The sequence below is a fragment of the Pseudomonas fluorescens genome (assembly GCF_012974785.1).
GTDB classification, from domain to species: Bacteria; Pseudomonadota; Gammaproteobacteria; order Pseudomonadales; family Pseudomonadaceae; genus Aquipseudomonas; species Aquipseudomonas fluorescens_BT.
Genome location: NZ_CP027561.1, coordinates 4,905,495 through 4,932,248, shown reverse-complemented (window position 1 = coordinate 4,932,248; position 26,754 = coordinate 4,905,495). Strand labels below are relative to the sequence as shown.

Here is a 26,754-nt window from a genome sequence, read left to right as displayed (position 1 = left end):
TCAGGCAAAACGAAAGACAGCGGAGCTCTACATGAAAATTCTGGTCACCGGCGCAAGCGGCTTCATTGGCGGACGCTTTGCGCGTTTCGCCCTGGAGCAGGGCCTGGACGTGCGGGTCAACGGTCGCCGGGCCGAGGGTGTCGAGCATCTGGTACGTCGCGGTGCCGAGTTCGTTCAAGGCGACTTGAGCGACCCGGACCTGGTGCGTGCGCTGTGCAGCGATGTCGAAGCCGTGGTGCACTGCGCCGGATCCGTCGGGTTGTGGGGCCGCTATCAGGACTTTCATCAGGGCAATGTGCAAGTGACCGAAAACGTGGTCGAAGCCTGCCTCAAACAGCGGGTGCGGCGCTTGGTGCACCTGTCGTCGCCGTCGATCTACTTTGACGGCCGCGACCACCTCGGCCTGACCGAAGAGCAGGTGCCCAAGCGTTTCAAGCATCACTATGCGGCGACCAAGTATCTGGCGGAGCAGAAAGTCTTCGGCGCTCAGGAATTCGGCCTCGAAACCCTGGCCCTGCGCCCGCGTTTCGTCACCGGCGCCGGGGACATGAGCATTTTTCCGCGCCTGCTGAAGATGCAGCGCAAAGGGCGTCTGGCAATCATCGGCAACGGCCTGAACAAGGTCGACTTCACCAGCGTGCACAACCTCAACGAAGCGTTGTTGAGCAGCCTGCTGGCTGCCGGTTCGGCGCTGGGCAAGGCCTACAACATCAGCAATGGCGCCCCGGTGCCGCTGTGGGATGTGGTGAATTACGTGATGCGCAAAATGGAAGTCCCACAAGTCACCAGGTACCGTTCCTACGGGCTGGCCTACAGTGTCGCGGCACTCAACGAAGCGGCCTGCAAGCTTTGGCCGGGCCGTCCCGAGCCGACCCTGTCGCGCCTGGGAATGCAGGTGATGAACAAAAATTTCACCCTCGACATCAGCCGCGCCCGGCATTATCTCGACTACGATCCGAAGGTCAGCCTGTGGGCGGCCCTCGATGAGTTCTGCGGCTGGTGGAAGGCTCAAGACATTCATTGAAACAAGTCGACCGGCTGATCGTGAACCCCGTCGCCGCCAGAGGGTCAATCCCTGCGGCTGCGGGGGGTTATACTGCGCCGCAATCAGCCATTACCGCGTTTCACAAAGGTTGCCTCAATGTCCATGCGTAACGATGCCCACGACGACGATTTCGATGATGTACCCAGTCTGCGTGCCGACACCCTCGATGACGATGATTTTCCCACCACAGCCCGTATGTCCGTACACTCGCGCACGCCGCCGGTGGTCAAGGTCAAGTCTGCGAGCACCGGGCCATTGTGGGCGCTGGTCGGCGCCCTGTTCTTTGCCTTCATTGGCCTGGCCTGGTGGAGTTTCCAGCAGATCTCGCTGATGGAGCAGCAACTGGTGGCGACCCAGGAAAGTTTCGCGCGGATCAGTGAAGAAGCGGCGGGGCGACTGCAGGACATTTCCGGCAAGGTCGTGGCCAGCCAGACCAACGTCAACACCGACAGTGAAGCCCTGAAACTGCAGATCAAACAGCTGCAAAACGCGCTTCAGGATCAGAGCAGGCAGCAACAGGGTGTGGCCGGACAGGCGACGGATCTGGACAAGCGCCTGGCGCAGATGACCGCCCAGGCCACCGAGCAGCAAAACGCCAATACCCAGTTGCAGGCCCAGGTCAAAGCCCTGAGTGCAGAGTTGGCGACGTTGAAAAGCACACCGGCCGACACCAGCAAGGTCGAAGCGCAACTCAAGGGCTTCGATGCGCAGTTCAAGAGTCTGGGGGCGGACATCACGGCGCTGAAGAAACAAGGCAGTTCCAACGCCGCCATCGAGCGTCTGGAGCAGGAAATCGTTGTGCTCAAAAGTGAGCAGGACAACCGCCCGGCTGCTTCCCAGGGCGGCACCAACACGGCCGAGTTCGATGCGTTCCGCGGGCAGATGACCCGTAACATCAACACTCTGCAGGCGCAGATCCAGAACCTGCAACAGCAACTCAACGCCCGGCCTTGAGCCACCTCTGCGGCGAGGGAGCGTGTTCCCTCGCCGCAATCCCCCTCGCAACATTCAGAACCTTTCTGAATATCCATACCTGCCTTCAGGCCGTCTACGCTCTTGAAACATCAACAAGAACGAGGGATGCGTCATGGGGTTTGTGCAAAAACTGGCCTGGCTCGGTGCGGTGCTGCTGTTGAGTTTCGGCCAGGCCAATGGGGCTACGGAAAAGGACGACAGCAAGGCTGCCATCGCCTTGCTGGAAAAGGCACTGGCCTACTATCACGACAACGGCGACAAGGCGTTCGCGGCGTTCAGCCGACAGGGCGAGTTCGTCGACAAGGATCGCTACGTGTTCGTGGTCGATACCAAGGGCGTGATGCTCGCCAGCGGAGGGCCGTCGTCGGCATTGATCGGTCGCGACGTGAGCGAAGTCCTCGGGCCGGACTTGCAGAAGTCCTTCAAGGACGCCTTGAAAGTGCCGGAAGGCAACGGCATCCAGCAGGCCGAATACCGCTGGCAGAACTGGGCCGACGGCAAGGTCGAGCGCAAGCACGTTTACTATCAACGCATCGGTCAGCGAATTCTGGCGGTCGGTTATTACTTGCCGCGTGCGTCGGCAGAGCAGGCGAAGGCCTTGCTCGACAAAGCCGCCACCGATCTGACCAGGGACGAGAAGGGCACGCTGTCCGCGATCAACTCGCTCAAGGGGGGGTATCTGCAGGATGACCTGTATGTGTTCGTTGTGGATTTGAACACCCGGCGTTACGTCGCCCATGGCACCAACCTGCGGTTGATCAACACCGATTTCGCCAAGGTCGATGACCCGGAAGGCAAACCGGTGGGCGAGCCGATTCTGGCGTTGATCGGCAAGCAGGATGAAGGCGAGTACGAATATCGCTGGAAGAACCCGGTGACCGGCAAGGTCGAGGACAAACATGCCTACCTGAAGAAGGTCGGAAATCTGCTGGTGGCGGTCGGTTATTACAGCGCTTGATTCCTGAAAGCTCCCACGCCGCGCGTGGGAGCCATCGGCATCAATCAGCGGGCGCCGTGCTCACGGCCCCGCAGCAAACGGTTCGGCATGGCAATCGCCGCCGCCAGCCCGAGCAGCGACACCCCGGCGCTGACCATCAGCAAATGCCGGAATGTCACCAGCAACTCGGCACGCAAGGCATTCTGCGCATCGCCGGGCGCCGCGTTCAGGCCATCGAGCAGCACGTTGCCGGAATGACCTTCGCCGATCAGCGATGCGCCGGTCAGGTGAGCGAAACTGGAGTCCTGCAACAACGCCAGCAGCAGCGCCGACATCAACGCCACGCCCACCGCGCCGCCCAGGGAGCGGAACAGGTTGGTGGTGCTGGTGGCGACGCCGATGTCCTTTTGCTCCACCGAGTTCTGCGTGCCGACCAGCGAAGTCGGAAACTGCATGCCGCCGGCGATGCCGCTGAGCAACATGAAGAGGCTGCTGATCAGCGTCGCGTCGGGTGGGCTGAAGGCCATGCCGAGGATCGAGATCGGCATCAGCAGCGCACCGGTGAGAATCTGCGGTTTGTAGCGCCCGGTGATCGATGTGCGACGTCCGGCGAAGTACGCGCCGATCGGCAGGCCCATTGCCAGCGGCAGCAAGTGCAACGCGGCGCTGTCGGCGCCGGCACCGGTTACGCTCTGGAGGCGCAACGGCATCAACACAATCAACGAAATCGCCTGGAAGCTGCAGAAGAAAATCGTGCACCAGCACAGCAGAGCGCTGCGATTGGTGAACAGATGCATCGGCAGCAATGGCTCGCGGGCTCGCCGCTCATGCCAGACGAACACCGCCAGCACCGCCACCGCGCAAGCGAACAGCCCGAGCACTTCGCTGCTGCGCCACGCATGGCCCTGGCCCACCTGAGTGATCGCCAGCAACAGCGCGGTCAGGCCGATGATCATCAGCAGCGTGCCGAGGTAATCGATGACCGGTTTGCGCTGGGGAATCGGCAGGCCGACCAGATTGCGTCGGGCCACCCAGTACGCGCCGAGGCCCAGCGGCAGGTTGATCAGGAACACCCAGCGCCACGAAAGATATTCGGTCATGTAGCCGCCCAGTACCGGGCCGGCAACACTGGCCACCGCGTACATGCTGCTGAAGTAACCCTGATAGCGTCCGCGTTCCCGGGGCGGGACTATGTCGCCGATGATTGCCTGGCTCACCGAAATCATCCCGCCGGCACCGATGCCCTGGAAAATCCGCGCCAGCACCAGTTGTTCCATGCTTTGGGCCATGCCGCAGAACAGCGAGGCGAGGGTGAACAGGCCCATGCCGAACAGCATCAATTTGCGCCGCCCGTACAGGTCTCCGAGTTTGCCGTAGATCGGCACCGCCACGGTCATCGCCACCATGTAGCCGGAAATCACCCAGGCCAGCAGGCTGACGTCCTTGAACTGTGCGGAGATGGCCGGCATGGAAACGGCGACGATGGTCTGGTCCAGCGCGCCGAGAAAAATCGCCATCATCAGCGCGACCAGCACGCTGCGAATGGCCGGTTTGGGCGTTTCGGGATGGTTGAGATTGGTCACGGGCGAACCTGCGGGCAGTGATTGACCCGCAGGGGCAAGGCGAGCGGGTGGATGCTCGCCAGTGTAAGTCGGTAGCAGGCTATTCGATAGCCTCATAAGGAAGTCCGACGTAATTTTCTGCAATGGTTTTTTGACCGGCTTCTGAACTGACAAAGTAGTCCAGTTCCGAGGCGCTGATGCGCTGACTGAAATCGTCGTGCTCGTCGAAACGGTGCAGCATCGAGGTCATCCACCAGGAAAACCGCTCGGCTTTCCACACCCGACGCAGGCAGATTTCCGAGTACTTCTCCAGCAACTCAGTGCGACCTTCGCGGTAGACCTTCAGCAGAATCCTGAACAACGTGCTGACGTCGCTGGCTGCCAGGTTCAAACCCTTGGCCCCGGTCGGCGGCACGATATGCGCCGCGTCGCCCACCAGAAACATCCGCCCGTATTGCATCGGCTCGACCACAAAGCTGCGCAGCGGCGCGATGCTCTTTTCAATCGATGGACCGGTCACCAGCTTCTGCGCCAGATCTTTCGGCAGACGACTGCGCAGTTCATCCCAGAATCGCTGATCCGACCAGTCGTCGACGTTTTCCTCGGCCGGCACTTGCAGGTAATAGCGGGTGCGGGTCGCCGAACGCATGCTGCACAGGGCGAAGCCGCGCTCGTGGCGGGCGTAGATCAGTTCATCGTGAATTGGTGGCGTATCGGCGAGGATCCCCAGCCAGCCGAACGGATAAACCCGTTCGAACACCTTCAGGCAGTCCGCCGGAATCGACTGACGCGCCACGCCGTGGAAACCGTCGCAACCGGCGATGTAATCGCAATCGACGCGCCAGGTTTCGCCGTCCTTTTCAAACGTGACATAGGCTTCGTCGCTTTTCATGCCACAGGGAACGACATGGCTGGCTTCGTAGATTGTCTGTCCGCCGGTCTCCCGACGAGCGGCCATCAGGTCGCGGGTAACCTCGGTCTGGCCATAGACCATCACGGTTTTTCCACCGGTCAGCGCCTGCAGATCGATGTGCACCCGACGCCCGTCGAGGGCCAGTTCGAAACCACCGTGCACCAGCCCTTCAGCGTCCATCCGCTGGCCCACGCCAGCCTCGCGCAACAGCTCTACCATGCCCTGTTCAAGGACCCCGGCGCGAATTCGGCCGAGCACATAGTCAGGGGTCTGGCGCTCGATAATCAGGGTGTCGATGCCGGCATTGTGCAACAGTTGGCCGAGCAACAATCCGGACGGACCGGCGCCAATGATGGCGACTTGGGTTTTCAGCGTTTTCATTGTTTTTATGACTCGCAAGGTTCACGCGACAGCGGCCGGTGAATGATTTTCAGGATTCGAGTGCTTGCATTTTTCCCTTGCGGGTCTGTCAATTGAAGGTGAAAACTGAGCCGATACCTGTACATTCTGCCAATCGGTGCGATTATCGCCCGCAAACCTCGAGAGGCCTGGATTGAAGTGATGAACAAGCCTGACCTGCCTTCGATTCCGGTGTTCAAGCTCTACGGTGAAAGCCTGGACTGGCCGACCCCTGACTTGCTGCACTGTGAAACCATTTCCAAACGCAGCCGCGAACACCAATGGGAAATCAAACCCCACCGCCACGCCGATTTGTGCCAGTTGCTCTTCGTATTCAAAGGTCAGGCAGAGCTTGAAATCGAAGGCCAACGCACGCAACTGAACGAAGCCGCGATCCAGATCCTGCCGCCGTTATCGGTGCATGGATTCCGTTTTTCCGAGGACGTCGAAGGATTTGTCGTCACCCTGGCCACGCCATTGATCAACCACTTGCAGGCGCAACTGGGCAACGCGGTGCAGGCCCTGGCCCAGGCCGAAAGCTACCCGGCGGGCAAGGATGCGGACTACCTCAACAGTCTGTTTGCTGCGTTGCAGGCCGAGTACAACGGCCATCAACCGGCGCGGGAAATGCTCATGCATTCACTGGTGAGCGTGATCATGGTCTGGGTCAGCCGTCAGGCGATCCACCGTCACAACGCCAAGCAGCGCCCACACCGTCAGCGCGAATACCTCAATGGCTTTATCCAACTGGTAGAGGAGACGTACCGACAGCACGTCAAGGTCGAGGACCTGGCTCATCGCTTGGGAATTTCCGTCTCGCACCTCAACGGCACCTGCCGCGAACTGGCGGGGCAGCCGGCGTTGCAGATCATGCACGAACGCCAGTTGCTGGAAGCCAAGCGGCTGCTGACTTACACCGGCATGACCATTTACGAGATGTCCGAGGTGTTGGGTTTTTCCGATCCGACCAACTTCACGCGCCTGTTCCGGCGCCGGGTGGGGATCTCGCCAAAGGCGTTCCGCGACCGCTTGAAGGCCGAGCAGAACGACGACGCCTGAACCTGGTATCAGCGCAGGGCGTTGAGGGTGGCGTTGTGAGGGATGCAGCGCTCGAAGTTGCAGCTCGCGTACTCACGGGGCAGTTGCCGCAACTGCTCCACGCGCCATGCCGCGGTGCCGTACAGCGCCAGCGTGGCCGCGCAGGTGATGAAAATCGCGAGGTATCTTCTTGTTCTGGTGTTCATGGCGTTGACCTCTGAACGAATACCCTTGGGTACTACTTTCAGCATAGGTCAGCGCCGTGGAGTTGCCAGCGGCTCTGCGAACAGGATTACAGCCCGATATCCCATTGCGGGTTTTCGGGAAAACGCTGCACCAGAAAATCCAGCATGCAGCGCAGCGCCGCCGGCATGTGCTTGCGCGAGGCATACACGGCGTAGATGTTCATCTGCCGCGGCTCGGCGTGAGGCAGCAGGCAAACCAGTTCGCCGCTGTGAATATGCACCCCGGCCTGATAGGTGGGCAGCATCGCCACCCCGGCGCCGGCCAGTGTGGCGCGGAGCAGAGTGCTGGCCTCGTTGGCGCTGATATTGCCCTGCACCGGCACCGACACCGGTTCGCCATCCTCTTCGAAATGCCACAGGCTCTTGCCGAAGTAGGAGTGGGTCAGGCAGTTGTGCCGGCTCAGATCTTCTACGCGCTGCGGTTGTGGATGTGCCTGCAGATAGGCGGGCGCGGCACAGACCACCGAGCGGCAGACCGTCAGGCGCCGGGCGATCAGGTTGGGGTCGAGGTCGTTGCTGGTACGGATCGCCAGGTCGATGCGCTCGTCCACCAGATTCACCGTGCGATCGAGCATTTGCAGGTCGATGTTGACGCCCGGGTAGTGCTTGACGAACGCCGCCATGGCATCGGCCAGTTGCGCCTGGCCGAACGAGGTGCTGACGCTGATCCGCAGCAGACCCCGTGGCGCGTCGTCGGGTTCGCTGACGGCGGCCTGCATGTCGCCCGACAGTTCGAGCATCTGCCGGCAGCGCGGCAGGATTTCGTTGCCGGCGGCGGTCAGGCTCAACTTGCGTGTGGTGCGGTGCATCAGGCGCGCGCCGACCCAGTCTTCCAGTTCCGCCAGATACCGCGACACCACCGGCCGTGACAGATCCAGGTGATCGGCCGCCGCCGACTGGCTGCCCAGATCCACCACCGTGACAAACACCCGCATTGCTTGGAGACGATCCATGATTTGCCCGCTTTCAGAAACAAACTATGTTCAAGCATCGCATTTTTTGTAACGAGTCTGGCAACTAAGCTCTGTCCCATCGCCAAGCACGGCATTCGAACAGCGGAGCAACCCATGATCGGCTTCACCACCCTCAAGCGCGTTTTACTGGCCACCGCCACCCTCGGCTTTGCTGCCCACGCAGCGGCCGCGAACCTGAACCTCGATGTCTACAACCCGGGCACCCACGCGATCTTCCCGGTGACCTCGGTGCTGGTCAGCGGTGAGAAGGACGCGATTCTGGTGGACGCCCAGTTCGGCAAATCCCAGGCCGAGCAAGTGGTGGAAAAGATCCGCGCCAGCGGCAAGCAGCTGACCACCATCTACATCAGCCACGGTGATCCGGATTACTACTTCGGTCTCGACACCCTGACCAAAGCCTTCCCGAATGCCAAGGTGCTGGCCTCGCAGCCAACCGTTGATCACATCAAGCAAACCGTCGACGGCAAACTCGCGTTCTGGGGCCCGAAAATGGGCGCCGACGTGCCGGCCAAAACCATCGTGCCGGGCGTGCTCAAGGGCGACAGCCTGATGCTCGAAGGGCAGAAACTGCAGGTGGTCGGCCTGGAAGGCAAGCAACCGGATCGCAGCTTCGTGTGGATTCCATCGTTGAAAGCCGTGGTTGGCGGTGTCGTCGTCGCCGAGAACATCCATGTGTGGATGGCCGATACCCAGACTGCACAATCCCACGCCGACTGGCTGGAAACCCTGCACTCGATCGAAACCCTGAAACCGAAAACCGTGGTGCCGGGTCACTACCTGGGTGACAGCGCCCGTTCGCTGGCGGCCGTGAAATTCACCGCCGACTACATCAAGGCGTTCGACGAGGAAACCGCCAAGGCCAAGGACTCTGCCGCGCTGATCGCCGCGATGAAAAAACGCTACCCGACACTGGGCGAAGAAAGCTCGCTGGAGCTGAGCGCCAAAGTGGCCAAGGGCGAGATGACGTGGTAACCCGATTCTGAAAAACGCAGCACTCTCAAGCCAACTGGAGAATGTCATGAGCAAGATCGCAATCATTGGTGCCACCGGCCGTGCCGGCAGCCAATTGCTGGAAGAAGCCCTGCGCCGCGGCCACAGCGTCACCGCCATCGCTCGGGATACCTCGAAGATCGGCGCCCGTGCCGGTGTGGCCAGCAAGAATGTCGACGTGCTGGACGCCGCGGCGCTGCAAGCGGCAATCGCCGGTCACGATGTGGTGATCAGCGCCGCGCATTTCGCCACGGTGCGGGCCAGCGCGCTGATCGGCCCGGTGAAACAGGCCGGGGTGAAACGTCTGCTGGTGGTCGGCGGGGCCGGTTCGTTGTTGCTGCCGGACGGCACTCGCGTGATCGACAGCGCCGGTTTCCCGGCCGAGTACAAGGCTGAGGCCAGCGCCGGTGCGGCGTTCCTTGATGCGCTGCGTCAGGAAAAAGAACTGGACTGGACGTTCCTGTCGCCGTCGGCGCTGTTCTTCGAAGGCGAGCGCACCGGCAAATTCCGCGTCGGCAAGGATGACTTGCTGGTGAGTGCCGAAGGCCAGAGCTCGATCAGCTTTGCCGACTATGCGATTGCGCTGATCGACGAAGTGGAAACGCCTAAGCATTCGCGTCAGCGGTTTACGGTCGGTTATTAAGTACTGAAAAGCCCCTCACCCCAGCCCTCTCCCGGGGGGAGAGGGAGCCGATCGTGGGATGCTTGAAAATTACGCCGACTTGAACGGGATGTATTGAATCCATAATCGCCCAGATTTTTCAGGTCGATGTATTACGTAAGACACCTCGGTCAGTTCCCTCTCCCCCTGGGAGAGGGTTAGGGTGAGGGCAAGGCCTCACCGCGTATGAGCCTGCTCAACCAACCACCCCATCAACTCCTGCAATTTCGCCGACGGCTCCGACGCCGGCGCCACGATGTAATAGCCCAATCCCGTCTTCACCTTCAGATCGAACGGCATCACCAGTCGCCCGGCGTTCAAGTCGTCGCCGATCAGTGACCAGTCGCCGATCGCCACCCCCGTCCCGTGGGACGCCATCGACATCGCCTGATCCAGCGTCTCGAAATGCTGACCGCTGGCGATGTTGTTCAAGTGCAATTCGGCGGCTTCAAGCCAGAGTGTCCAGTCGTCATCCGTGTGGGTCGGGTGCAGCAGCAGATGCTGTTGCAGATCTGCCGGTGTGTGCAGGGCCGGCCCACCGTTGAGCAGTGTCGGCGAACAGACCGGCGTCAGTTGTTCATCGAACAGATGCAGCGTGGCAGGGGAGTCGTGGGGCGCGCTGCCGTAGATCACCGCCGCGTCGAACTGCTCGCGATGAAAGTCCACCCCGTGTTGCAGCGACGCCGTGAGTTTCACCGGCACGTCCGGGCGCTCGCGCTGCCATTGCAGCAGTCGTGGCAACAACCAGCGCATCACGCAGCTCGGCGCCTTGAGTTGCAGGGTCTCGCGTTTGGCGCCGATCTGCTCCACCGAGTCGCCGATCAGGCTGAACACCTGCTGTACCCGTGGCAGCCATTCGCGACCTTCGGCCGTCAGTTCCAGACCCCGGGCCAGGCGAATGAACAGCTCATAACCCAGATGTTCCTCAAGCCCCGCGATCTGCCGGCTCACCGCACCCTGGGTGATGTGCAACTGCTCGGCGGCCCGGGTGAAGTTGCAGCACTGCGCGGTGATCAGAAACGTATGCAGGGCGGGCAGGGGAGGCAGTCGTTTCATGTGGATCCAAGGTATGACGTGAGGACATGGCTAGTATGAGCTTTTATCGATTGTTGCGGCTACGGGTCGCCCGTTTCAATGAGGCCAATCACCGGTTCCTTTAAAGCCCGGTGCCTCAACGAACAAGAAGGGCAAAGACATGGCGACGTGTGGCGAAGTACTGGTCAAGTTACTCGAAGATTACGGGGTCGAGCAGGTGTTCGGCATTCCCGGCGTACATACCGTGGAGCTGTATCGCGGGCTGGCCCGTTCGAGCATCAACCACGTCACCCCGCGCCACGAACAGGGCGCCGGCTTCATGGCCGACGGCTACGCCCGCACCAGCGGCAAACCGGGTGTGTGCTTCATCATCACCGGCCCGGGCATGACCAACATCACCACCGCCATGGGCCAGGCGTACGCCGATTCGATCCCGATGCTGGTGATCTCCAGCGTACAGACTCGCAATCAGTTGGGCGGCGGACGCGGCAAGCTGCATGAACTGCCGAACCAGAGCGCACTGGTCGGCGGCGTGGCGGCGTTCTCCCACACCCTGATGTCGGCGTCCGAATTGCCGGGCGTATTGGCCCGTGCTTTCGCGCTGTTCCAGGCCGGGCGTCCGCGTCCGGTGCACATCGAAATTCCGCTGGACGTGCTGGTCGAAGAAGCCGACGAACTGCTGGCCAGCGTGCCGGTCAACATCGACCGCGCCGGTGCCGCGCCGGCCGCCGTGAGCCGCATGACCGAACTGTTGGCCGGCGCTCAGCGTCCGCTGATCCTCGCCGGTGGCGGCGCCATCGACGCGGCTGCCGAACTCACCGAACTGGCCGAACTGCTCGACGCACCGATGGCTCTGACCATCAACGCCAAAGGCATGCTGCCGTCCAGCCATCCACTGCTGATCGGTTCGACCCAGAGCCTGGTGGCGACCCGCGCCCTGGTGGCCGATGCCGACGTGGTGCTGGCGATCGGCACTGAACTGGCGGAAACCGACTACGACGTGACCTTCGCCGGCGGCTTCGAAATCCCCGGCAAGTTGCTGCGCGTCGATATCGATCCCGACCAGACCGTGCGCAACTACCCGCCTTACGTGGCGCTGGTGGCCGACTCGCGCAACGCCGCACAAGCGCTGCTCAGCGCGCTGTCGCACAAACCGCTGGCCGAGCGCCGCAACGACTGGGGGCAGGTCCGCGCCGCGCGTCTGCGTGAAGACCTGGCCGCAACTTGGGACGCGCCGACTCTGGCCCAGACCCGTTTCCTCGAAACCGTGCTGCACGAACTGCCGAACGCGGTGTTCGTCGGTGACTCCACGCAACCGGTGTACACCGGCAACCTGACCTTCAACCCGGAGCGTCCGCGCCGCTGGTTCAACTCGTCCACCGGTTACGGCACCCTCGGTTACGCCTTGCCGGCGGCGATTGGCGCATGGCTTGGCGGCAACCTCGAACGCGGCGCTCGTGCGCCGGTGGTGTGCCTGATCGGCGACGGCGGTCTGCAATTCACCCTGCCGGAACTGGCCAGTGCTGTGGAGGCGCGCACGCCGGTGATCATCCTGCTGTGGAATAACCAGGGTTACGAAGAGATCAAGAAATACATGGTCAACCGCGCCATCGAGCCGGTGGGCGTGGACATCTACACCCCGGACTTCATCGGTGTGGCCAAGGCACTGGGTTGTGCAGCAGAAGCGATCAGCTCGGCCGAACATCTGCGCGGTGCACTGCGCGCCGCCACCGATCGCCAGGGCCCGACCCTGATCGAAATCGACCAGACCCAATGGATGAAGGCGGTGGCCCAATGATGAATTTCCCGACCACACTCGACGGCCTGTACATCAACGGCCAATGGTCCGCCGGCCGAGAACACCTGCGCGTCATCAACCCGGCCACCGAAGCGCTGCTGACCACGGTCAATGGCGGCGACGAAAGCGCCGTCAATCAAGCGGTAACGGCAGCGACCGAAGCCTTCAAGGGCTGGTCGAAAACCACCGGTGCCGAGCGCGGCGCGATCCTGCGCAACATCGCCAACGGCGTGCGCAACGGTCGTGATCACTTGATGAAGTTGCAGTCGAGCAACAACGGCAAACCGCAGTTTGAAGCGGGCATCGATGTCGACGACGTGATCGCCACGTTCGAGTACTACGCCGAACTCGCCGAAGGCCTCGACGCCAGACTCGACAGCAACGTGCCGCTGCCCAGCGATGACTTCAGCGCACGTCTGCGCCGCGAGCCGTGCGGTGTGGTCGGGCTGATCGTGCCGTGGAATTTCCCGATGGTCACCACCGCGTGGAAACTCGCCCCGGCCTTGGCCGCCGGTTGCTGCGTGGTACTCAAACCGTCGGAAGTCACGCCGCTGCCGGAACTGGAGCTGGCGGCCATCATCGCTGAATCCGGTCTGCCAAAAGGCGTGTTCAACCTGGTGTGCGGCACCGGTCTTGCGGTCGGTGCGCCGCTGTCGGCGGACCCGCGCATCGCCAAGGTTTCCTTCACCGGCAGCAACGCCGTCGGTGTGCAAGTGATGCAACGCGCCGCTGAAACCGTGAAGGGCGTGAGCCTGGAGCTGGGCGGCAAATCCTCGCTGCTGATCCTGGAAGACGCCGACCTGGATCTGGCGGTGGAGCTGGCCTGCGGTGGCGGTTTCTTCAACGCCGGGCAGATGTGCTCGGCCACCAGCCGAGTGCTGGTTGCCGATGAAATCGCCGATGAATTCCTGATTCGCTTGAAGGCCCGCGCGGAAAAAATCCGTGTGGCCGACCCGTTCGATCCGGAAGTCGAGATGGGCGCGCTGGTCAATCAGGCGCAATACCAACGCGTGCTCGGTCATATCGACCGTGGATTGAGCGCCGGTGCCAAGTTGATCTGTGGCGGCAATCGTCCCGCCGATCTGCCGCGCGGCTATTTCTTGCAACCGACGATCTTCACCGAAGTGCCCCTCGACAGTGCGCTGTGGTGTGAAGAGATCTTCGGGCCGGTGATCTGCGTTCGCAGTTTCGCTACGCAAGCCGAGGCGATTGCCCTGGCCAACGACAGTCAGTTCGGTCTGGTCGCCAGCGTGGTCACGCGTAATGCCGAGACCGCGGATCGGGTCGCCAACGCCTTGCAGGCGGGGCTGGTGTGGCTCAACGCGCCGCAGGTGATCTTCCCGCAGACGGCGTGGGGCGGCTACAAGCAGAGCAGCATCGGCCGCGAGTTGGGGCCGTGGGGCCTGGCGGCGTTCCAGGAAATCAAGCACGTGATCCGCGCGCTCTGAATGCCCGAAAAAGGTGAGTGCATGCCTCGCAACGAGGCATGCGCCGGCGTCATGGCTTCAATGAGTTTTTATCGATAGTCAGGTGTTTTGCACGACCTCAGGATGAACCCGCAGACCACGCTCAAGCCCTTTGAAACCGGGCGCTTGAGCAATTCCGGTCACGCAGATGCAAGGGTTGCGATCAGTCTCATACTTACAAAAAAATGGGAGTCCTAAATGGGCGAGCACGATCTGAACAGGCGTCAATTCATCAAAACCGTCGGCGTGGCCTCGGTGGCTGCGGCGGCCATGAGCATGCCCTTCATCCGGGCCAGTGCCAGCGACACCCGCTTTGCCGGCAAAACCCTGCGCCTGTTGACCTGGTCCGATGACACGGGCCTCGCCGCACTGCGCAATATCGCCGCAACGTTCGAAGCCAAGACCGGCGCCAAAGTGATTGCCGACCGCACCGGCAGCACTTCGGAAATGGTCGCCAAACTCAAGGCCGGCGGTGATCGTCCGCAGTACGACATCATCACCCTGGCCGGCGTTGGCGCCGAAGGTCTGGCCGCTGCCGGGCTGCTGGAAAAACCCGATCTCAACCGCATTCCCAACCTGATCGACGTTCCGGAGAAATACCGCACCGGGGCCAACGGTCACGGCATCGGTTACCTGCTGTGGTGCAACAGTCTGGTCTACAGCACCCGCACCCAGAAGGAAGCGCCGGACAGTTACGCTGCGCTGTGGGATGCTGACCTTGCGCCGAACATTTTCCTGCCGCCGCCGAACTGGACCGAGGCGATGGACCTGATCATCATCGCCGCCAAACTGGCCGGTGGTGACGAGCACAACATCGAGCCGGGCTTCAAGAAACTCGCCGAACTGAAAGACCGCGTGGTGACCCTGGGCGAAAACCCGAACCAGATCGCCGAGCTGTTCCGCACCGGCTCCCTGGACATGGGCGGCCTCTACGCCCCGGCGTTTTTCCCCAAGCAGATCCGCGACCCGAACTATGGCCTGGGCGCCACGTTCGGCATGAAGGAAGGTTTCTACACCGACCTGATGCTCTCGGTGATGCCGAAGAACCGTCCGGGCGACACCGACCTGGCCTACGCCTTCATCGACCACTCCCTCGACCCGCTGGTGCAGGGCAAGATGGCCGAAGACATCTTCAACGGCCCGGTCAACGCCAAGGCGATCATCTCCGCCGAAGCGCGCAAGAGCCCGTTCATCCTCACCCCGGAGCAGATCGCGGAGAAGGCGATCATGCACGACAACGCCTTCCTGGCGACCGTGCATGACCAGTGGATTCGTCGCTACACGGAAATCTTTTCTTCCTGACGCCGTACTTCCAGACACCACAGAAACCTTGTGGGAGCGGGCTTGCTCGCGAATGCAATCTGTCAGTCGCTTCATGGGTTGACTGACCCGCCGCTTTCGCGAGCAGGCTCGCTCCCACAGAGGGCCAAGGTGAGCTTGAAGCCGTTGTTTTTCCATTGACGAGATCATTGCTATGGAACATCAATCCCTGACCCAACCGGTCGGCGCGGGTGACGTGCGCTCGGCGCGCGGTCTTTCGCCGACCGCCCGGGCGTGGTTTTTTCTCACGCCGTCGATGCTGTTTCTCGGCGTGCTGATTGCCGCCAGCCTGCTGGTGCTGCGCATGAGTGTCGGCACCAAGGGCGCGGAGTGGTCCGGTTTCAGCCTGGCCAGTTATGCCCAGTTGCTCGAACCCTACTACCTCAAATCGTTGCTGCTGACCTTGCGTCTGGCGCTGATCAGCGCGGTGATCGCGGTGGTGCTGGCGATCCCGGTGGCGTACACCATGTCGCGCCTGACCTCGCCATTCGTGCGGCGGATTTTTCTGGCGGCGGTGTTGTTGCCGCTGCTGGTCAACCTGCTGCTGCAAAGCTATGGCTGGCTGGTGATCCTCGGCCCCGGCGGCATGCTCAACCAGACCCTGATGGGCCTCGGTCTGATCAAGCGCCCGATCATGTTGCTGTACAACCAGAACGGCGTGCTGATGGGCCTGGTGCAGACCGCGTTCCCGCTGGCCGTGCTGCCGATTGCCAGCGCCATGCGCGGTGTCGCCCGCAGCTACGAAGAAGCTGCCGCGACGCTGGGCGCCAGTCGCTTTCAAGTGTTCCGCCAGGTGGTGTTGCCGATGAGCCTGCCGGGGATCATCACCGGCGCGACCCTGGTGTTCGCCTACAACGCCAGCAGCTTCGTGGTGCCGTTGCTGCTCGGCGGTCGGCGCGTGCCGATGCTCGCGGTGATGGTGCATGACCAGATCGCACCGCTGATGAACTGGCCCGCCGCATCCGCCGCCGGGGTGGTGCTGATCGTCACTACGCTCGCCATCATGACCTTGTCCGAATACATCACCGGCCGCCGTCGCCGTCTGCTGGAGGCTTCGCAATGAGTGCCCTGATCAAGAAGCGTCAGTCGCTGCTGCCGGGCGACACCGGCAAGTTTGCCGGCATCCTCTCCGGGATCATTTTGTTCCTGGCCGTGCTGCCGATCCTGACCATGATCGTGATGTCGTTCAGCGGTGCGTCGAACCTCGACTTCCCGCCGAGCAGCTACAGCCTGCAGTGGTACAAGGCGGCGTGGCACACCTTTGTCTCGCCGGACGCCAGCGATGTGCTGAGCCTCGGCCAGGCCATGGGTACCAGTTTGCTGGTGGCGTGCCTGACGATGATTTTCGCCACGCTGATCGCGGTGCCGGCGGCCTACGCGCTGACCCGTTGCGAGTTCCGTGGCAAGGGCGTGGCGCTGCAACTGATGTCGTTGCCGCTGGTGTTTCCGATGGTGGTGCTGGGGCTGGCCTTGCTGCTGGTGTTCGACAGCCTGCCGTTCCACATGACGACTTCGCGGCTGGTCATTGCCCACGTGATTCTCGCGCTGCCCTTCGTGGTGAAGAACTGCACGGCGGCCATGCTTTCCATCGGCAGTGAAGTCGAAGAGGCCGCGCAGATGCTCGGCGCCTCGCCGCTACGGGCCATCGTCGACGTGGTGGTGCCGTTGATGAAATCGGGGATTCTGGCGGGGATGCTGCTGGCGTTCATCGTCTCGTTCAACGAATTCACCGTGACCTATTTTCTCTACACCATCGACGTCATGACCGTGCCGATCTGGATGTACAGCCGCACCGTGTCATCGCTCGACCCTACCGTGTTCTCGTTTGCCGTGCTGATCGTGCTGATCGACTTCGTCCTGATCTGGGCGCTGGAGAAGCTGGTGGGCGAGGGTGGCGTGTCCTTTTGATTTCTTGAGGTGATTTTATGTCTGGTCTGATTCTGGAAAACGTCGAGAAACACTACGGCTCGGCCTGCGCGGTAAAAGACGTCAACCTGCATTTGCCCGAGGGCAAACTGGTGTGCTTCCTCGGCCCGTCGGGTTGCGGCAAGACCACGTTGCTGCGAATGATCGCCGGGCTGGAAACCCTCACCGGCGGCGAGATCCGCCTGGACGGCGAGGACATCGGCCACACCCCGGCGCACCTGCGCAACTTCGGCATGGTATTCCAGTCGCTGGCGCTGTTTCCGCATATGACCGTGGGCGAGAACATCGCCTACCCGCTGAAACTGCGCGGCGTGAGCAAGGCCGATCAACAGGCGCGGGTGGTGGAATTGCTGGAACTGATCCAGCTGCAACCGATGATCGACCGTCCGGTAGCGAAACTCTCCGGTGGCCAGCGTCAGCGCGTGGCGATTGCCCGGGCGATTGCCTCGCACCCGAAAATCCTTCTGCTCGACGAACCGCTGTCGGCGCTGGACGCCAAGTTGCGCGAGTCGATGCAGGTGGAAATCCGCCAGCTGCAACAACGCCTGAACATCACCACGATCATGGTGACCCACGATCAACGCGAAGCCATGACCATGGCCGACATCGTGGTGGTCCTCGGTGAGCATCGGGTGCAGCAGGTGGGTACGCCGATTGAAATCTATCGGCATCCGGCCAACGAATTCGTCGCGGACTTCATCGGTTCCGGCAACATCTTCCCGGCCACCGCGCTGGGCGATGGCAAGGTCGTGCTGCCGGGCGGCGATGCCCTGCAAGTGCCGATCTGCAGCAGCATCGTGGTCGGGCAGAAGGTGAAAATGCTGATCCGCCCCGAAGACCTTCAACTGTCGGCGCCCCAGGCCACGGCGGGCAATCGCCTGCTGGGCAAGGTGACGTTCGTTCGGGATATCGGTGCGACGATCGAGACTACGGTGGAATGTTCCGGGGTGACCTTTACGGCGCTGAGTACGCCGTGTCAGGGCATCGGGCTGGGGATCGGGCATCCGGTGTCGGTGACGTTGCCGAGTGAGGCGTGTCGGGTGTTGGGCGCCTGATCCAGATTTGATGCTGGCTCTGCCGACCTCTTCGCGGGCAAGCCCGCTCCCACAGGTTATTCGTCGTACACAAGCTTTGTAGTAGACACCAGTCACTGTGGGAGCGGGCTTGGTCCGGGCGGCGATCCGACGAAGAGGCCAGTAGCCGCGACGCAATAATCCAGATCAGACGGTCAGCCGCAACCGCGCCAGATCCCTTAGCGGCGGCGCGCCAAACAACCGGCTGTACTCACGACTGAACTGCGACGGACTTTCATACCCCACCCGATACCCCGCCGCCGAAGCCTCCAGCCCCTCAGCCAGCATCAACCGCCGCGCCTCTTGCAGGCGCAGCTGCTTCTGATACTGCAACGGACTCATCGCCGTCATCGCCTTGAAGCGGTGATGCAACGTCGAGACGCTGAGGTTCACTTCCTTCGCCAGATCATCGATGCGCAGCGGCTGTTCGAAGTTGCCGTTGAGCCATTTGATCGCCTGGCTGATGCGGTGGCTCTGGCTGTTGGCAATGGCGATTTCATACAGCCGATGGCCCTGCGGACTGCGCAACAGGCGATAGAGAATCTCCCGGCGGATCAGTGGCGCGAGCATGGCGATGTCTTTCGGTGCGTCGAGCAGGCGGGCCAGACGCAGCACCGCATCGAGCATGGCGCTGTCGATTTTCTCCACATACAGACCACGCCCGGTCGGCCGGGTCGGCACGCCCATCGGGCCGGCGTCGGCGATCAGCGCGGTGATTTCCGCCGGATCAATGTCCAGGCGCACGGCGAGGATCGGCTCTTCGGGCGAGACATTCACCACCCGACCGCTCAACGGCATCGAAACCGATACCACCAGGTAATTCAGCGGATCGTAATTGAAGAATTCGTCCGCCAGCCGTACCTCTTTGCGACCCTGGGCCATGATGCACAGCGCCGGTTGCGCGAGCACCGGGGCGAAGTCATGGGATTTTGTGTGGCGCGACATGAACAGCGAGCCGACGGCGGTGGCATAGCTGCCATCTTCGCAGGTGTTGCGGCGAATGATCGCCGCCAGTTCCTCGCGCTGCTTTTCCATGTCGGCATCGGGCGGCGTTTGAAAACGATCGAATGACGTCATGTGCGGCATCCTCGGCAAAGTCGGTGGAATGGGGCAGAGCATAAGTTTGTGCAAGCGCAAGCGGTAGACACATCCTGCGAAATGCTTGCCTGATCCTGCATTGGGTTGTTGGCTCGCCCAGCCATAGCAGGACGCAGGTCGTCAGAATTGCCCGAAACCGGTGTGACAGGACGGTGACAGCAATTCACGACTGGTTACAGGTGTGCAAGACAGTCTCGCAGGATTGTGCAATGCGACGGCAGGAATCGACTAACGGTGAGCGCTGCCCGGCCCTTAACCTTGGATCCTGTCGCAGCCCGTCCCCGGCTGCCACGCGACTCCCTGGGAGGGTTGAACATGTCCAAGCAGATTCCCGTCAGTCATATGGCCTTCGTTCGAGCGCGCGCCGGACGCTCGGCGGAACTCGGTATGCGCCTGAGCGCATTGATCGAGCCGTCTCGTGCCGCCGCCGGTTGCCTGAGCTTTTCCTTGCAGCATTCGCAGTGTGATCCCGAGCTGTGGCTGGTCTCCGGTTTCTGGAGCAACCAACAGTCGATGACCGCCTATTTCAGCAGCCCGTCGATGGAAGTCTTTGCCGAGCTGGTGCAGGACCTGGTGGTCAACAGCCTGGATTTCCACACGTTTAAAGACGTGTCGGCGGCGCAGGCGCTTGGTCAAAGTTGCGCGCCGATACACAAACTCGCCGGTTGAGGGTTTAATGGCCAGCCTATTTGACTGAGCCAGGACCTGCGACATGGCACGTAAAGAGTTCGAACACTTCGAAGCGGTATCCGCTGTAGTCCCCGTCGAGTTGGGCAGCAACAAGGGTTATCACGCGGCAATCGCGGTCAAGGCCCTGGTCGACGGCGGTGCGCCACGCTTTCACAAGCTGTTGAATGACCAGGTGTTCCCTGGCGCCATTGCCGCCGATGAAGCGGCTATCAACGAGCTGGACAAGCTCAAGGGTGTCACTGATGACGCCGAGCTGATCTGGTAATCGCGTTTACTTGACGGCGCCCGGGCGCCACATCTTGAACAATGCCTCCGGCCCCAGCTGGAAGTAGTCCGCCGGCCCGCCGCCCCGCAGAATCGGTTCTGCCGCGGCGGTGTCGTAGATCCCGTCCTTCAACAGCCATTTGGCGATATGCACGGCGACCACTTCGCCCAGCACCAGCCAGCTCGGCACGGTCTCGCCGTCGGCGCGCTGCAACTGAATGATCTGCGTGACCTTGCACTCGAAGGACACCGGGCTTTCGGCCACGCGCGGCACGGCGATCACTTTCGACGCCACCGGCGTCAGCCCTGCGAGTTCGAACTCGTTGACCTCGGGCGCGACCATCGCGCAGCTCTGGTTCATCTGCTCGGCCAGCGGTCGGGTGGCGAGGTTCCAGACGAATTCGCCGGTCTGCTCGATGTTGTTCAGGCTGTCTTTGCGACCGACGCTGGAGAACCCGATGATCGGCGGAATGTAGTTGAACGCGTTGAAAAAGCTGTAGGGCGCCAGGTTCAGCCGGCCCTCGGCATCCTGCGAAGAAATCCAGCCGATGGGACGCGGGCCGACGATGGCGTTGAACGGATCGTGAGGCAGGCCGTGGCCGTTGGCCGGTTCGTAGAAATGGATGTCATCGGGCATGGCGGGTGTTCCTGGAAACGGCTGTCAGAGAGCGGCCATAGTGCAAGGACGGGCAGCTGATTTCCAGTCCTCCAGACATGACTAAGCCCGGCCGAAGCCGGGCTGTGGTGTGTGTATCCAGCGATCAACTGATGGCTGCAGCAGTACCGGTTTTATCAAAGCCGTCGGCGGCGATGGCGTTGGCAGTGCCGGTTTTATCGAAACCATCGGCAGCCACGGCTTTGCCGACGTTGGTCTTGTCGAAACCGTCAGCAGCATAGGTGCCGGTGTGGCTGGTTTCGATGGCAGCGCTGGCGCCGGAAATGAAGTCGGCGGATTTGGTTTTGTCCGAACCGTCGGCGGCAAAGGTGTTGGCGGCCAGTACGGACAGGGTCAGGGCGAGGATCAGTTTGGTTTTCATGGTCGTTCTCCAGATTCGAAATTCGTTGGCGATGTGTTTCGCATGGGATTCATGCTACGCCAATTAAATTGATTAAAAAGCGCAAGATAATGCTAAAAACAATCGATTAACTTGATATTAAGGGCGGCGCATTCCATTCGCTTTCGTCGTCGGAGCGAGCGTCGCGCAGGTCATCGATCAGGTAGGTGCAGGATCGCTTCGGCGAATTAACCAGCGATTAATCGCCAGGAACCGCTGATCGGCCAACGAAAAAAGGGGCAGACCCGTGAAGGTCTGCCCCTTTTTTGATTCGCGTTGCCGGATCAGTCAGTGACGATGCGCGAATGTTTCTGGGTGTCTTTCATGGTGATGTACACCAGCAGGGACACCGCGATGCAGGCGGTTACGTACCAGTAGTAACCGGTTTCCATGCCGATGCTCTTGAACCACAGCGCGATGTATTCGGCGGTGCCACCGAAGATCGACACGGTCAGTGCGTACGGCAGGCCGACGCCCAGTGCGCGGATTTCGGTCGGGAACAGCTCGGCCTTCACCACGGCGTTGATCGAGGTGTAGCCGCTGACGATGATCAGTGCCGCCATGATCAGGAAGAACGCGCCCCACCAGGTCTGGATGGTGTGCAGGGTCATCAGGATCGGCACGGTGAAGATCGTCCCCAGCACGCCGAAGGCGATCAGGATCGGACGACGACCGATCTTGTCGGACAGGCCGCCGATGATCGGTTGCAGGCACATGAACAGGAACAGCGTGGCGGCGGAAATGGTGGTGGAGTCGGAGATGCTCATGCCGACGGTGTTCACCAGGTATTTCTGCATGTAGGTGGTGTAGGTGTAGAACGCCAGCGTACCGCCCATGGTCAGGCCGACCACGGTGAGCAGTTCCTTCGGATGACGGAGCAAGGTGCGCATGGCGCTTTCCTTGGACTTCTCTTTCTTGGTGAACGACTCGGTTTCTTCCATGCCACGACGCAGGTACAGCGCCACGATTGCGCACAGTGCGCCGATGGCGAACGGAATACGCCAGCCCCAGGCATACAACTGTTCGGTGGTCAGCATGTTCTGCAGCACGATCAACACGCCCAGCGCGATGAGCTGGCCGGAAATCAGGGTCACGTACTGGAAGCTGGAGAAGAAGCCGCGACGCTCCCTGGTTGCCATCTCCGACAGGTAAGTGGCGGAGGTGCCGTACTCGCCGCCGACCGACAGGCCTTGCAGCAGACGGGCGAACACCAGCAGGATCGGCGCGCCGATGCCGATGGTTTCGTAGTTCGGGCTGAGGGCGATCAGCAGGGAGCCGAAGCACATCAGGTACACCGAGGCCATCAGCGCTTTTTTACGTCCGACCTTGTCGGCGTACAGGCCCATCAGCCAGCCACCGATCGGGCGCATCAGAAAACCCACGGCGAAGATCGCGGCGGTGTTCATCAACTGGGCGGTGGTGGAACCGGCGGGGAAGAAGGTCTTGGCAAAGTACAGCGAGAAGGCGGCATAGACGTACCAGTCGTACCACTCGACCATGTTGCCGACGGAACCGCTGAAGATCGACTTGATGCGACTGGCGGTGGTTCGTTCTTTGGCCGGCACGGCTGCCGACCCCAGAGGCAGGGCGTTGGAGTTATCCATTGAAGGATCCTTCGTTTAATTGTTTTTGTGGAGCGCGTTGAGACGCAGCCTGCGAGGGCTATAGCAGGACCTGTGCCAACGGAGGGAGGGCCGGTTTAGAGGGGCTGGGAAGAATGGATGAGCGGAAATCCGCTTATGTATGAGTTGTATTGAGCGGAAATTCGCTCACCCTGGCGGATAGGTCATTGTTGTCTGTGCCGGCCTCTTCGCGGGCAAGCCCGCTCCCACAGTGGTCGGGAGTGTTCACAAATTCTGTGTTCACAAAAATCCCTGTGGGAGCGGGCTTGCCCGCGAAGGGGCCCGATCAGGCACTGTAAAAATCAACTACCCTGCACAAACATCTCCCGGGTCAAACCATGGCGCTGCATCTTTTCATTAAAGGTTCGGCGCGGCAGTTGCAGCTCTTCAAGCACGGCTTTCACATCACCCTTGTGCCGGGTCAACGCCGCCCGCAGACACTGCGCTTCAAACGCTTCCTGCTGCGCCGCCAGCGACTGGCCCGGATCGATACCCTGCACCGGTTCATCCAGCCCCAGCACCTGCCGCTCGGCCACGTTCGCCAACTCGCGCACATTGCCCGGCCAGTCGTGACTGAGCAGGTGGCTCAACTGCGCGCCACTGAGCGGCGGAAAGGTCCGGCCCAAACGCTGGGCGGCGCTCTGGGCGAAGGATTCGAACAACAACGGAATGTCTTCGCGACGATCACGCAGCGGCGGCAATCGCAGCTCAGCGACGTTCAGACGATACGCCAGGTCTTCGCGAAAACGCCCGGCCCGCGCTTCATCCAGCAAGTCGGGTTTGGTCGCCGCGACGATGCGCAAGTCCACGCGAATACTCTGATTCGACCCCAGCCGCTCCAGCTTCTGCTCCTGCAACACCCGCAGCAGTTTCACCTGCTGGGCCAGCGGCATGCTTTCGATTTCATCGAGAAACAGCGTGCCGCCATCGGCGTATTCCAGTTTGCCGATGCGCTTGCCCGAGGCGCCGGTGAACGCGCCGCTTTCATGCCCGAACAACTCGGCTTCGAACAGTTGCTCGGGGATCGCCGCGCAGTTCAGCGCCACGAACGGCTTGTCGGCGCGGGGGCCGAAGTCGTGCAGGCAACGGGCGACCAGTTCCTTGCCGCTGCCGGTTTCGCCACGGATCAGCACGTTGACCGGCAGCGTCGCCAGGTCCAGTACCTGCCGGCGCAGGGTCTGCAAACTACGGGACACACCCAGCAGTGTCGCATCCAGTCTGGCGCGGTTGTCGGCCTGTTCGTGCAGGGCGCGGTTTTCCAGCACCAGCCGACGCTTGTCCAGTGCCCGGCGCAGGCTGCCGAGCAGGGTCTCGGGGCTGAAGGGTTTTTCCAGAAAATCGTAGGCGCCGTCGCGCATGGCTTCGACCGCCATCGGCACATCGCCGTGGCCGGTCAGCAGAATTACCGGCAGGTCGGCATCGCGGCGCTGCACTTCGGCCAGCAGCTCAAGACCGCTGAGGCCGGGCATGCGCACGTCGCTGACAATCACCCCGGCAAAATGCGCCGGCAAAGCCGCCAGGCATTCCTCGGCGCGGCTGAACAGCTGCACCTCGAACCCGGACAGGCTCAGCCATTGTTCGACGGCACTGCGAATGCTGCTTTCGTCATCGACCACCATCACCGAATTGAGCATCAGATGTGCGCCTCCAGATCGATAGGCAAGGTCAGGCTGAACACCGCGCCGTTGTCGCCATTTTCGGCGCACAGGCGTCCGCCGGATTCATGAACGATGGCGAACGATACCGCCAGCCCCAGACCCAGCCCGTCACCCACCGGTTTAGTGGTGAAGAACGGATCGAATACCTGCCCCAGATGTTCTTCGGCGATGCCGCCGCCGTTGTCGATGACGCTCAGGCGCCACAGTTGCTCGTCGGTTTCCAGGCGGATTTCCAGACGCTTGCACGGTTTGCCCTGCATCGCATCGAGGGCGTTGCGCAGCAGGTTGATCAGCACCTGTTCGAGACGGATCGCATCGCCGCGCACCCACGCCGGCCGGGTCAGGTGCAGCACCAGACTGACCTGTTCGTCGCGCATTCTGGCGTCCAGCAACTGCAAGGCCTGATCGACCACCGTCGCCAGATCCAGCCGTTCGCGCAGGCCGCTGGGGCTCTTGCGGGCGAAGGTTTTCAAATGACCGGTGAGGGCCGCCATGCGCGTGAGCATGTCATCCACCGGTTTGAGCGCCTTGTAGGCGTCATCGACGCGCCCATGATCGAGCAGCAGGCGCAGGGTCGCCAGTTGCATGCGCTGGGCGGTCAGCGGCTGATTGATTTCGTGAGCCAGCGCCGCCGACATCTGCCCCAGTGCCGCGAGTTTCGCCGATTGCACCAGACCATCCTGTGCGGTACGCAAATCACGGGTGCGTTCTTCGACCAGTTGCTCAAGCTCTTCGCGGCTGCGCTGGCGCATTTTTGCCAGGCGCCAGCGCTGGTTGAGGAACAGCAACAGGAATACCAGCGCCAGCCACACCCCGGCAGCAGCGAGCCCGGCATTGCGTTGGTCTTCGAAGGACAGTTGCGGGCGACGCAGCAGGTGCAGGGTCCAGCCTTCGGCGGTCAGCGGCAGCGATTCCCACAGGTAATCCGCCGTGCCTTGCGGACCTTCGACGCGACGCAGATCACTGTTGTCATCGAAGCGACGCAGCGACAGATGTGTCAGCGGCACCAGCGACTGTTTGTCGTATTGGCGGGTGGCCTTGATCTCGCGGTAATCGGCCGGGCTCAGCGGGTGCAGCAGGCGATAACGCCAGTCCGGCTGGTTGGCGATGAAGATGATGCCCCGGGCATCGCTGACCAGCAGAGTATCGTTGCCATGGCTCCATTCGCGTTCAAGCTCCGGGAATTCGAGTTTGACCACCATCGCCCCGAGGAACTCGCCGCTGTCACCGAGCACGGCACTGGACAGGAAATAACCGGGAATCCCGCTGGTCACGCCGACCGCGTAAAAGCGCCCGGTGCCCTGAGTGCGGGTCTGGCTGAAGTAGGGGCGAAAGCCATAGTTGTGGCCGACGTAACTGCTGGGCAAGCGCCAGTTGCTGGCCGCCACTGCCAGACCCGTGTGATCGAGCAGCTCCAGGGTCGAGGACTGTGCGGCGCCGTTGATCTTTTCCAGCTTCAGATTCAGCGCAGCCTGCTGTTCGGCATCCACCTGACCGGCCAGCGCCGCACGCAATTGCGGATCCAGCGCGAGCACGGCGGGCAGGGCGCGGTAGCGGTCGATCAGGGTGTGCAGCGAGTTGGCGTACAGCGCCAGTTGCTGATTGGCCCGGGCAGCGTCTTCTTCCAGCGCCTGGCGTTCGGCGTGACGGATTGCCAGCGTTGCAGCAAGGGCGGCACCGGCGATGATCAGCAGGGTATACAACGACAGACGCAAGGTACGGGAAGTCGGCAGCATGCTGGGACGAATGGATGGCAGGACGGGGTGGCACGATAACATGCCTCCCTGTGGCGGCAGGGTTGTCGAGGCATAAATTATGTGCGTTCAGGCCACGACTTTTGGGCTGGCTCTGTGGGTTCGAACCGTATTGGCCAGACCGCGGAGCATGTTCGTGACTTTTCCCGTTTGCCGATCCAGGTTGGCCTTGATCTTGCCGCGCGTCGTCAGTTCGGGCCGCAGGTCGGTTCCGTCAGCCTGCATGACATCGTCGGCAGCGTCAGAGAGTAAGACC

25 protein-coding genes are annotated in these 26,754 nt (G+C 61.8%); 14 read left to right on the top strand and 11 right to left on the bottom strand.

What is annotated here, in order from left to right:
• Window positions 1–31 precede the first annotated feature (31 nt).
• From C6Y56_RS22400 to C6Y56_RS22390, 3 genes are all read left to right on the top strand, one after another.
• Window positions 32–1,024 (top strand): NAD-dependent epimerase/dehydratase family protein, encoded by a 993-nt coding sequence (locus C6Y56_RS22400; RefSeq protein ID WP_169431675.1) that lies wholly within the window; start codon window positions 32–34, stop codon window positions 1,022–1,024.
• A 117-nt stretch (window positions 1,025–1,141) separates the two neighbouring features.
• Complete coding sequence (locus tag C6Y56_RS22395) at window positions 1,142–1,999, top strand: ATPase (protein WP_169431674.1); 858 nt, start codon at window positions 1,142–1,144, stop codon at window positions 1,997–1,999.
• Between the two features lie 133 nt (window positions 2,000–2,132).
• On the top strand, window positions 2,133–2,978 hold the full coding sequence (locus C6Y56_RS22390; RefSeq protein WP_169431673.1) for a cache domain-containing protein: 846 nt from the start codon (window positions 2,133–2,135) through the stop codon (window positions 2,976–2,978).
• A 44-nt stretch (window positions 2,979–3,022) separates the two neighbouring features.
• Here C6Y56_RS22390 and C6Y56_RS22385 read toward each other — a convergent pair whose 3' ends face one another.
• On the bottom strand, window positions 3,023–4,540 hold the full coding sequence (locus C6Y56_RS22385) for an MDR family MFS transporter (RefSeq protein WP_169431672.1): 1,518 nt from the start codon (window positions 4,538–4,540) through the stop codon (window positions 3,023–3,025).
• A 79-nt stretch (window positions 4,541–4,619) separates the two neighbouring features.
• Entirely contained in the window at window positions 4,620–5,804 is a 1,185-nt protein-coding gene (gene pobA / locus C6Y56_RS22380) for a 4-hydroxybenzoate 3-monooxygenase (RefSeq protein WP_169432692.1), read from the bottom strand.
• Window positions 5,805–5,993: 189 nt separating this feature from the next.
• Here pobA and C6Y56_RS22375 point away from each other — a divergent pair, with 189 nt between their 5' ends.
• A complete protein-coding gene (locus C6Y56_RS22375; RefSeq protein WP_169431671.1) occupies window positions 5,994–6,890 on the top strand; it encodes a helix-turn-helix domain-containing protein in 897 nt (298 codons plus the stop codon).
• Between the two features lie 8 nt (window positions 6,891–6,898).
• Here the strand turns inward: C6Y56_RS22375 and C6Y56_RS22370 are convergent, their stop codons facing one another.
• Together C6Y56_RS22370 and C6Y56_RS22365 are read right to left on the bottom strand one after the other, a co-directional pair.
• Window positions 6,899–7,075 (bottom strand): hypothetical protein, encoded by a 177-nt coding sequence (locus C6Y56_RS22370; protein ID WP_007953274.1) that lies wholly within the window; start codon window positions 7,073–7,075, stop codon window positions 6,899–6,901.
• 86 nt (window positions 7,076–7,161) lie between these two features.
• Entirely contained in the window at window positions 7,162–8,067 is a 906-nt protein-coding gene (locus C6Y56_RS22365; RefSeq protein ID WP_212633395.1) for a LysR family transcriptional regulator, read from the bottom strand.
• A 114-nt stretch (window positions 8,068–8,181) separates the two neighbouring features.
• Here C6Y56_RS22365 and C6Y56_RS22360 point away from each other — a divergent pair, with 114 nt between their 5' ends.
• Window positions 8,182–9,060: an MBL fold metallo-hydrolase gene (locus tag C6Y56_RS22360; RefSeq protein WP_169431670.1), complete on the top strand. Its 879-nt coding sequence runs from the start codon at window positions 8,182–8,184 to the stop codon at window positions 9,058–9,060.
• Window positions 9,061–9,106: 46 nt separating this feature from the next.
• A complete protein-coding gene (locus C6Y56_RS22355; RefSeq protein ID WP_169431669.1) occupies window positions 9,107–9,721 on the top strand; it encodes an NAD(P)-dependent oxidoreductase in 615 nt (204 codons plus the stop codon).
• A gap of 195 nt (window positions 9,722–9,916) precedes the next feature.
• Here C6Y56_RS22355 and C6Y56_RS22350 read toward each other — a convergent pair whose 3' ends face one another.
• Window positions 9,917–10,795 carry a LysR substrate-binding domain-containing protein gene (locus C6Y56_RS22350; RefSeq protein ID WP_169431668.1) on the bottom strand — a complete coding sequence of 293 codons (879 nt, stop codon included), beginning with the start codon at window positions 10,793–10,795 and terminating at the stop codon, window positions 9,917–9,919.
• A 139-nt stretch (window positions 10,796–10,934) separates the two neighbouring features.
• On the opposite strand from C6Y56_RS22350, the gene C6Y56_RS22345 reads away from it, so the two are divergent.
• The 6 genes from C6Y56_RS22345 (at window position 10,935) to C6Y56_RS22320 (ending at window position 18,339) form a co-directional block, all read left to right on the top strand.
• Window positions 10,935–12,572 (top strand): 5-guanidino-2-oxopentanoate decarboxylase, encoded by a 1,638-nt coding sequence (locus C6Y56_RS22345; protein ID WP_169431667.1) that lies wholly within the window; start codon window positions 10,935–10,937, stop codon window positions 12,570–12,572.
• Window positions 12,572–14,020: an aldehyde dehydrogenase family protein gene (locus tag C6Y56_RS22340; protein ID WP_169431666.1), complete on the top strand. Its 1,449-nt coding sequence runs from the start codon at window positions 12,572–12,574 to the stop codon at window positions 14,018–14,020. The genes C6Y56_RS22345 and C6Y56_RS22340 overlap by 1 nt, the downstream gene beginning before the upstream one ends.
• A 216-nt stretch (window positions 14,021–14,236) precedes the next feature.
• Window positions 14,237–15,340, top strand: coding sequence for an ABC transporter substrate-binding protein (locus C6Y56_RS22335; RefSeq protein WP_011335694.1), 1,104 nt, complete (start codon window positions 14,237–14,239; stop codon window positions 15,338–15,340).
• A 172-nt stretch (window positions 15,341–15,512) separates the two neighbouring features.
• Window positions 15,513–16,421 (top strand): ABC transporter permease, encoded by a 909-nt coding sequence (locus C6Y56_RS22330; protein WP_169431665.1) that lies wholly within the window; start codon window positions 15,513–15,515, stop codon window positions 16,419–16,421.
• A complete protein-coding gene (locus C6Y56_RS22325; protein WP_064599073.1) occupies window positions 16,418–17,266 on the top strand; it encodes an ABC transporter permease in 849 nt (282 codons plus the stop codon). Before C6Y56_RS22330 ends, C6Y56_RS22325 begins: the two co-directional genes overlap by 4 nt.
• Before the next feature lie 17 nt (window positions 17,267–17,283).
• Window positions 17,284–18,339: an ABC transporter ATP-binding protein gene (locus tag C6Y56_RS22320; protein ID WP_085709574.1), complete on the top strand. Its 1,056-nt coding sequence runs from the start codon at window positions 17,284–17,286 to the stop codon at window positions 18,337–18,339.
• Window positions 18,340–18,504: 165 nt separating this feature from the next.
• Here the strand turns inward: C6Y56_RS22320 and C6Y56_RS22315 are convergent, their stop codons facing one another.
• Entirely contained in the window at window positions 18,505–19,434 is a 930-nt protein-coding gene (locus C6Y56_RS22315; protein WP_169431664.1) for an AraC family transcriptional regulator, read from the bottom strand.
• A 336-nt stretch (window positions 19,435–19,770) separates the two neighbouring features.
• Between C6Y56_RS22315 and C6Y56_RS22310 the strand changes: the two genes are divergently transcribed.
• Together C6Y56_RS22310 and C6Y56_RS22305 are read left to right on the top strand one after the other, a co-directional pair.
• Window positions 19,771–20,124 carry a putative quinol monooxygenase gene (locus C6Y56_RS22310; protein ID WP_119427821.1) on the top strand — a complete coding sequence of 118 codons (354 nt, stop codon included), beginning with the start codon at window positions 19,771–19,773 and terminating at the stop codon, window positions 20,122–20,124.
• Between the two features lie 43 nt (window positions 20,125–20,167).
• Window positions 20,168–20,410, top strand: coding sequence for a hypothetical protein (locus C6Y56_RS22305; protein WP_096818378.1), 243 nt, complete (start codon window positions 20,168–20,170; stop codon window positions 20,408–20,410).
• A gap of 6 nt (window positions 20,411–20,416) precedes the next feature.
• Here C6Y56_RS22305 and C6Y56_RS22300 read toward each other — a convergent pair whose 3' ends face one another.
• The 5 genes from C6Y56_RS22300 to C6Y56_RS22280 form a co-directional block, all read right to left on the bottom strand.
• Window positions 20,417–21,046, bottom strand: coding sequence for a flavin reductase family protein (locus C6Y56_RS22300; RefSeq protein ID WP_169431663.1), 630 nt, complete (start codon window positions 21,044–21,046; stop codon window positions 20,417–20,419).
• 124 nt (window positions 21,047–21,170) lie between these two features.
• Entirely contained in the window at window positions 21,171–21,446 is a 276-nt protein-coding gene (locus C6Y56_RS22295; protein WP_074688408.1) for a hypothetical protein, read from the bottom strand.
• A 302-nt stretch (window positions 21,447–21,748) separates the two neighbouring features.
• Entirely contained in the window at window positions 21,749–23,068 is a 1,320-nt protein-coding gene (locus C6Y56_RS22290) for an MFS transporter (protein WP_169431662.1), read from the bottom strand.
• A gap of 320 nt (window positions 23,069–23,388) precedes the next feature.
• Window positions 23,389–24,720, bottom strand: a complete 1,332-nt coding sequence (locus tag C6Y56_RS22285) for a sigma-54-dependent transcriptional regulator (RefSeq protein ID WP_169431661.1) — start codon at window positions 24,718–24,720, stop codon at window positions 23,389–23,391.
• Window positions 24,720–26,480, bottom strand: coding sequence for a sensor histidine kinase (locus C6Y56_RS22280; RefSeq protein ID WP_169431660.1), 1,761 nt, complete (start codon window positions 26,478–26,480; stop codon window positions 24,720–24,722). Before C6Y56_RS22280 ends, C6Y56_RS22285 begins: the two co-directional genes overlap by 1 nt.
• Between the last annotated feature and the right edge of the window lie 274 nt (window positions 26,481–26,754).

Bases quoted from the DNA above. Each gene is read 5' to 3' on its own strand.
- C6Y56_RS22290 (WP_169431662.1), bottom strand. From the start codon at position 23,068: ATGGATAACTCCAACGCCCTGCCTCTGGGGTCGGCAGCCGTGCCGGCC.
- C6Y56_RS22315 (WP_169431664.1), bottom strand. From the start codon at position 19,434: ATGACGTCATTCGATCGTTTTCAAACGCCGCCCGATGCCGACATGGAA.
- C6Y56_RS22320 (WP_085709574.1), top strand. From the start codon at position 17,284: ATGTCTGGTCTGATTCTGGAAAACGTCGAGAAACACTACGGCTCGGCC.
- C6Y56_RS22285 (WP_169431661.1), bottom strand. From the start codon at position 24,720: ATGCTCAATTCGGTGATGGTGGTCGATGACGAAAGCAGCATTCGCAGT.
- C6Y56_RS22360 (WP_169431670.1), top strand. From the start codon at position 8,182: ATGATCGGCTTCACCACCCTCAAGCGCGTTTTACTGGCCACCGCCACC.
- C6Y56_RS22310 (WP_119427821.1), top strand. From the start codon at position 19,771: ATGTCCAAGCAGATTCCCGTCAGTCATATGGCCTTCGTTCGAGCGCGC.
- C6Y56_RS22335 (WP_011335694.1), top strand. From the start codon at position 14,237: ATGGGCGAGCACGATCTGAACAGGCGTCAATTCATCAAAACCGTCGGC.
- C6Y56_RS22355 (WP_169431669.1), top strand. From the start codon at position 9,107: ATGAGCAAGATCGCAATCATTGGTGCCACCGGCCGTGCCGGCAGCCAA.
- C6Y56_RS22390 (WP_169431673.1), top strand. From the start codon at position 2,133: ATGGGGTTTGTGCAAAAACTGGCCTGGCTCGGTGCGGTGCTGCTGTTG.
- C6Y56_RS22340 (WP_169431666.1), top strand. From the start codon at position 12,572: ATGAATTTCCCGACCACACTCGACGGCCTGTACATCAACGGCCAATGG.
- C6Y56_RS22295 (WP_074688408.1), bottom strand. From the start codon at position 21,446: ATGAAAACCAAACTGATCCTCGCCCTGACCCTGTCCGTACTGGCCGCC.
- C6Y56_RS22325 (WP_064599073.1), top strand. From the start codon at position 16,418: ATGAGTGCCCTGATCAAGAAGCGTCAGTCGCTGCTGCCGGGCGACACC.
- C6Y56_RS22330 (WP_169431665.1), top strand. From the start codon at position 15,513: ATGGAACATCAATCCCTGACCCAACCGGTCGGCGCGGGTGACGTGCGC.
- C6Y56_RS22280 (WP_169431660.1), bottom strand. From the start codon at position 26,480: ATGCTGCCGACTTCCCGTACCTTGCGTCTGTCGTTGTATACCCTGCTG.
- C6Y56_RS22305 (WP_096818378.1), top strand. From the start codon at position 20,168: ATGGCACGTAAAGAGTTCGAACACTTCGAAGCGGTATCCGCTGTAGTC.
- C6Y56_RS22350 (WP_169431668.1), bottom strand. From the start codon at position 10,795: ATGAAACGACTGCCTCCCCTGCCCGCCCTGCATACGTTTCTGATCACC.
- C6Y56_RS22300 (WP_169431663.1), bottom strand. From the start codon at position 21,046: ATGCCCGATGACATCCATTTCTACGAACCGGCCAACGGCCACGGCCTG.
- C6Y56_RS22365 (WP_212633395.1), bottom strand. From the start codon at position 8,067: ATGGATCGTCTCCAAGCAATGCGGGTGTTTGTCACGGTGGTGGATCTG.
- C6Y56_RS22370 (WP_007953274.1), bottom strand. From the start codon at position 7,075: ATGAACACCAGAACAAGAAGATACCTCGCGATTTTCATCACCTGCGCG.
- C6Y56_RS22375 (WP_169431671.1), top strand. From the start codon at position 5,994: ATGAACAAGCCTGACCTGCCTTCGATTCCGGTGTTCAAGCTCTACGGT.
- C6Y56_RS22400 (WP_169431675.1), top strand. From the start codon at position 32: ATGAAAATTCTGGTCACCGGCGCAAGCGGCTTCATTGGCGGACGCTTT.
- C6Y56_RS22345 (WP_169431667.1), top strand. From the start codon at position 10,935: ATGGCGACGTGTGGCGAAGTACTGGTCAAGTTACTCGAAGATTACGGG.
- C6Y56_RS22395 (WP_169431674.1), top strand. From the start codon at position 1,142: ATGTCCATGCGTAACGATGCCCACGACGACGATTTCGATGATGTACCC.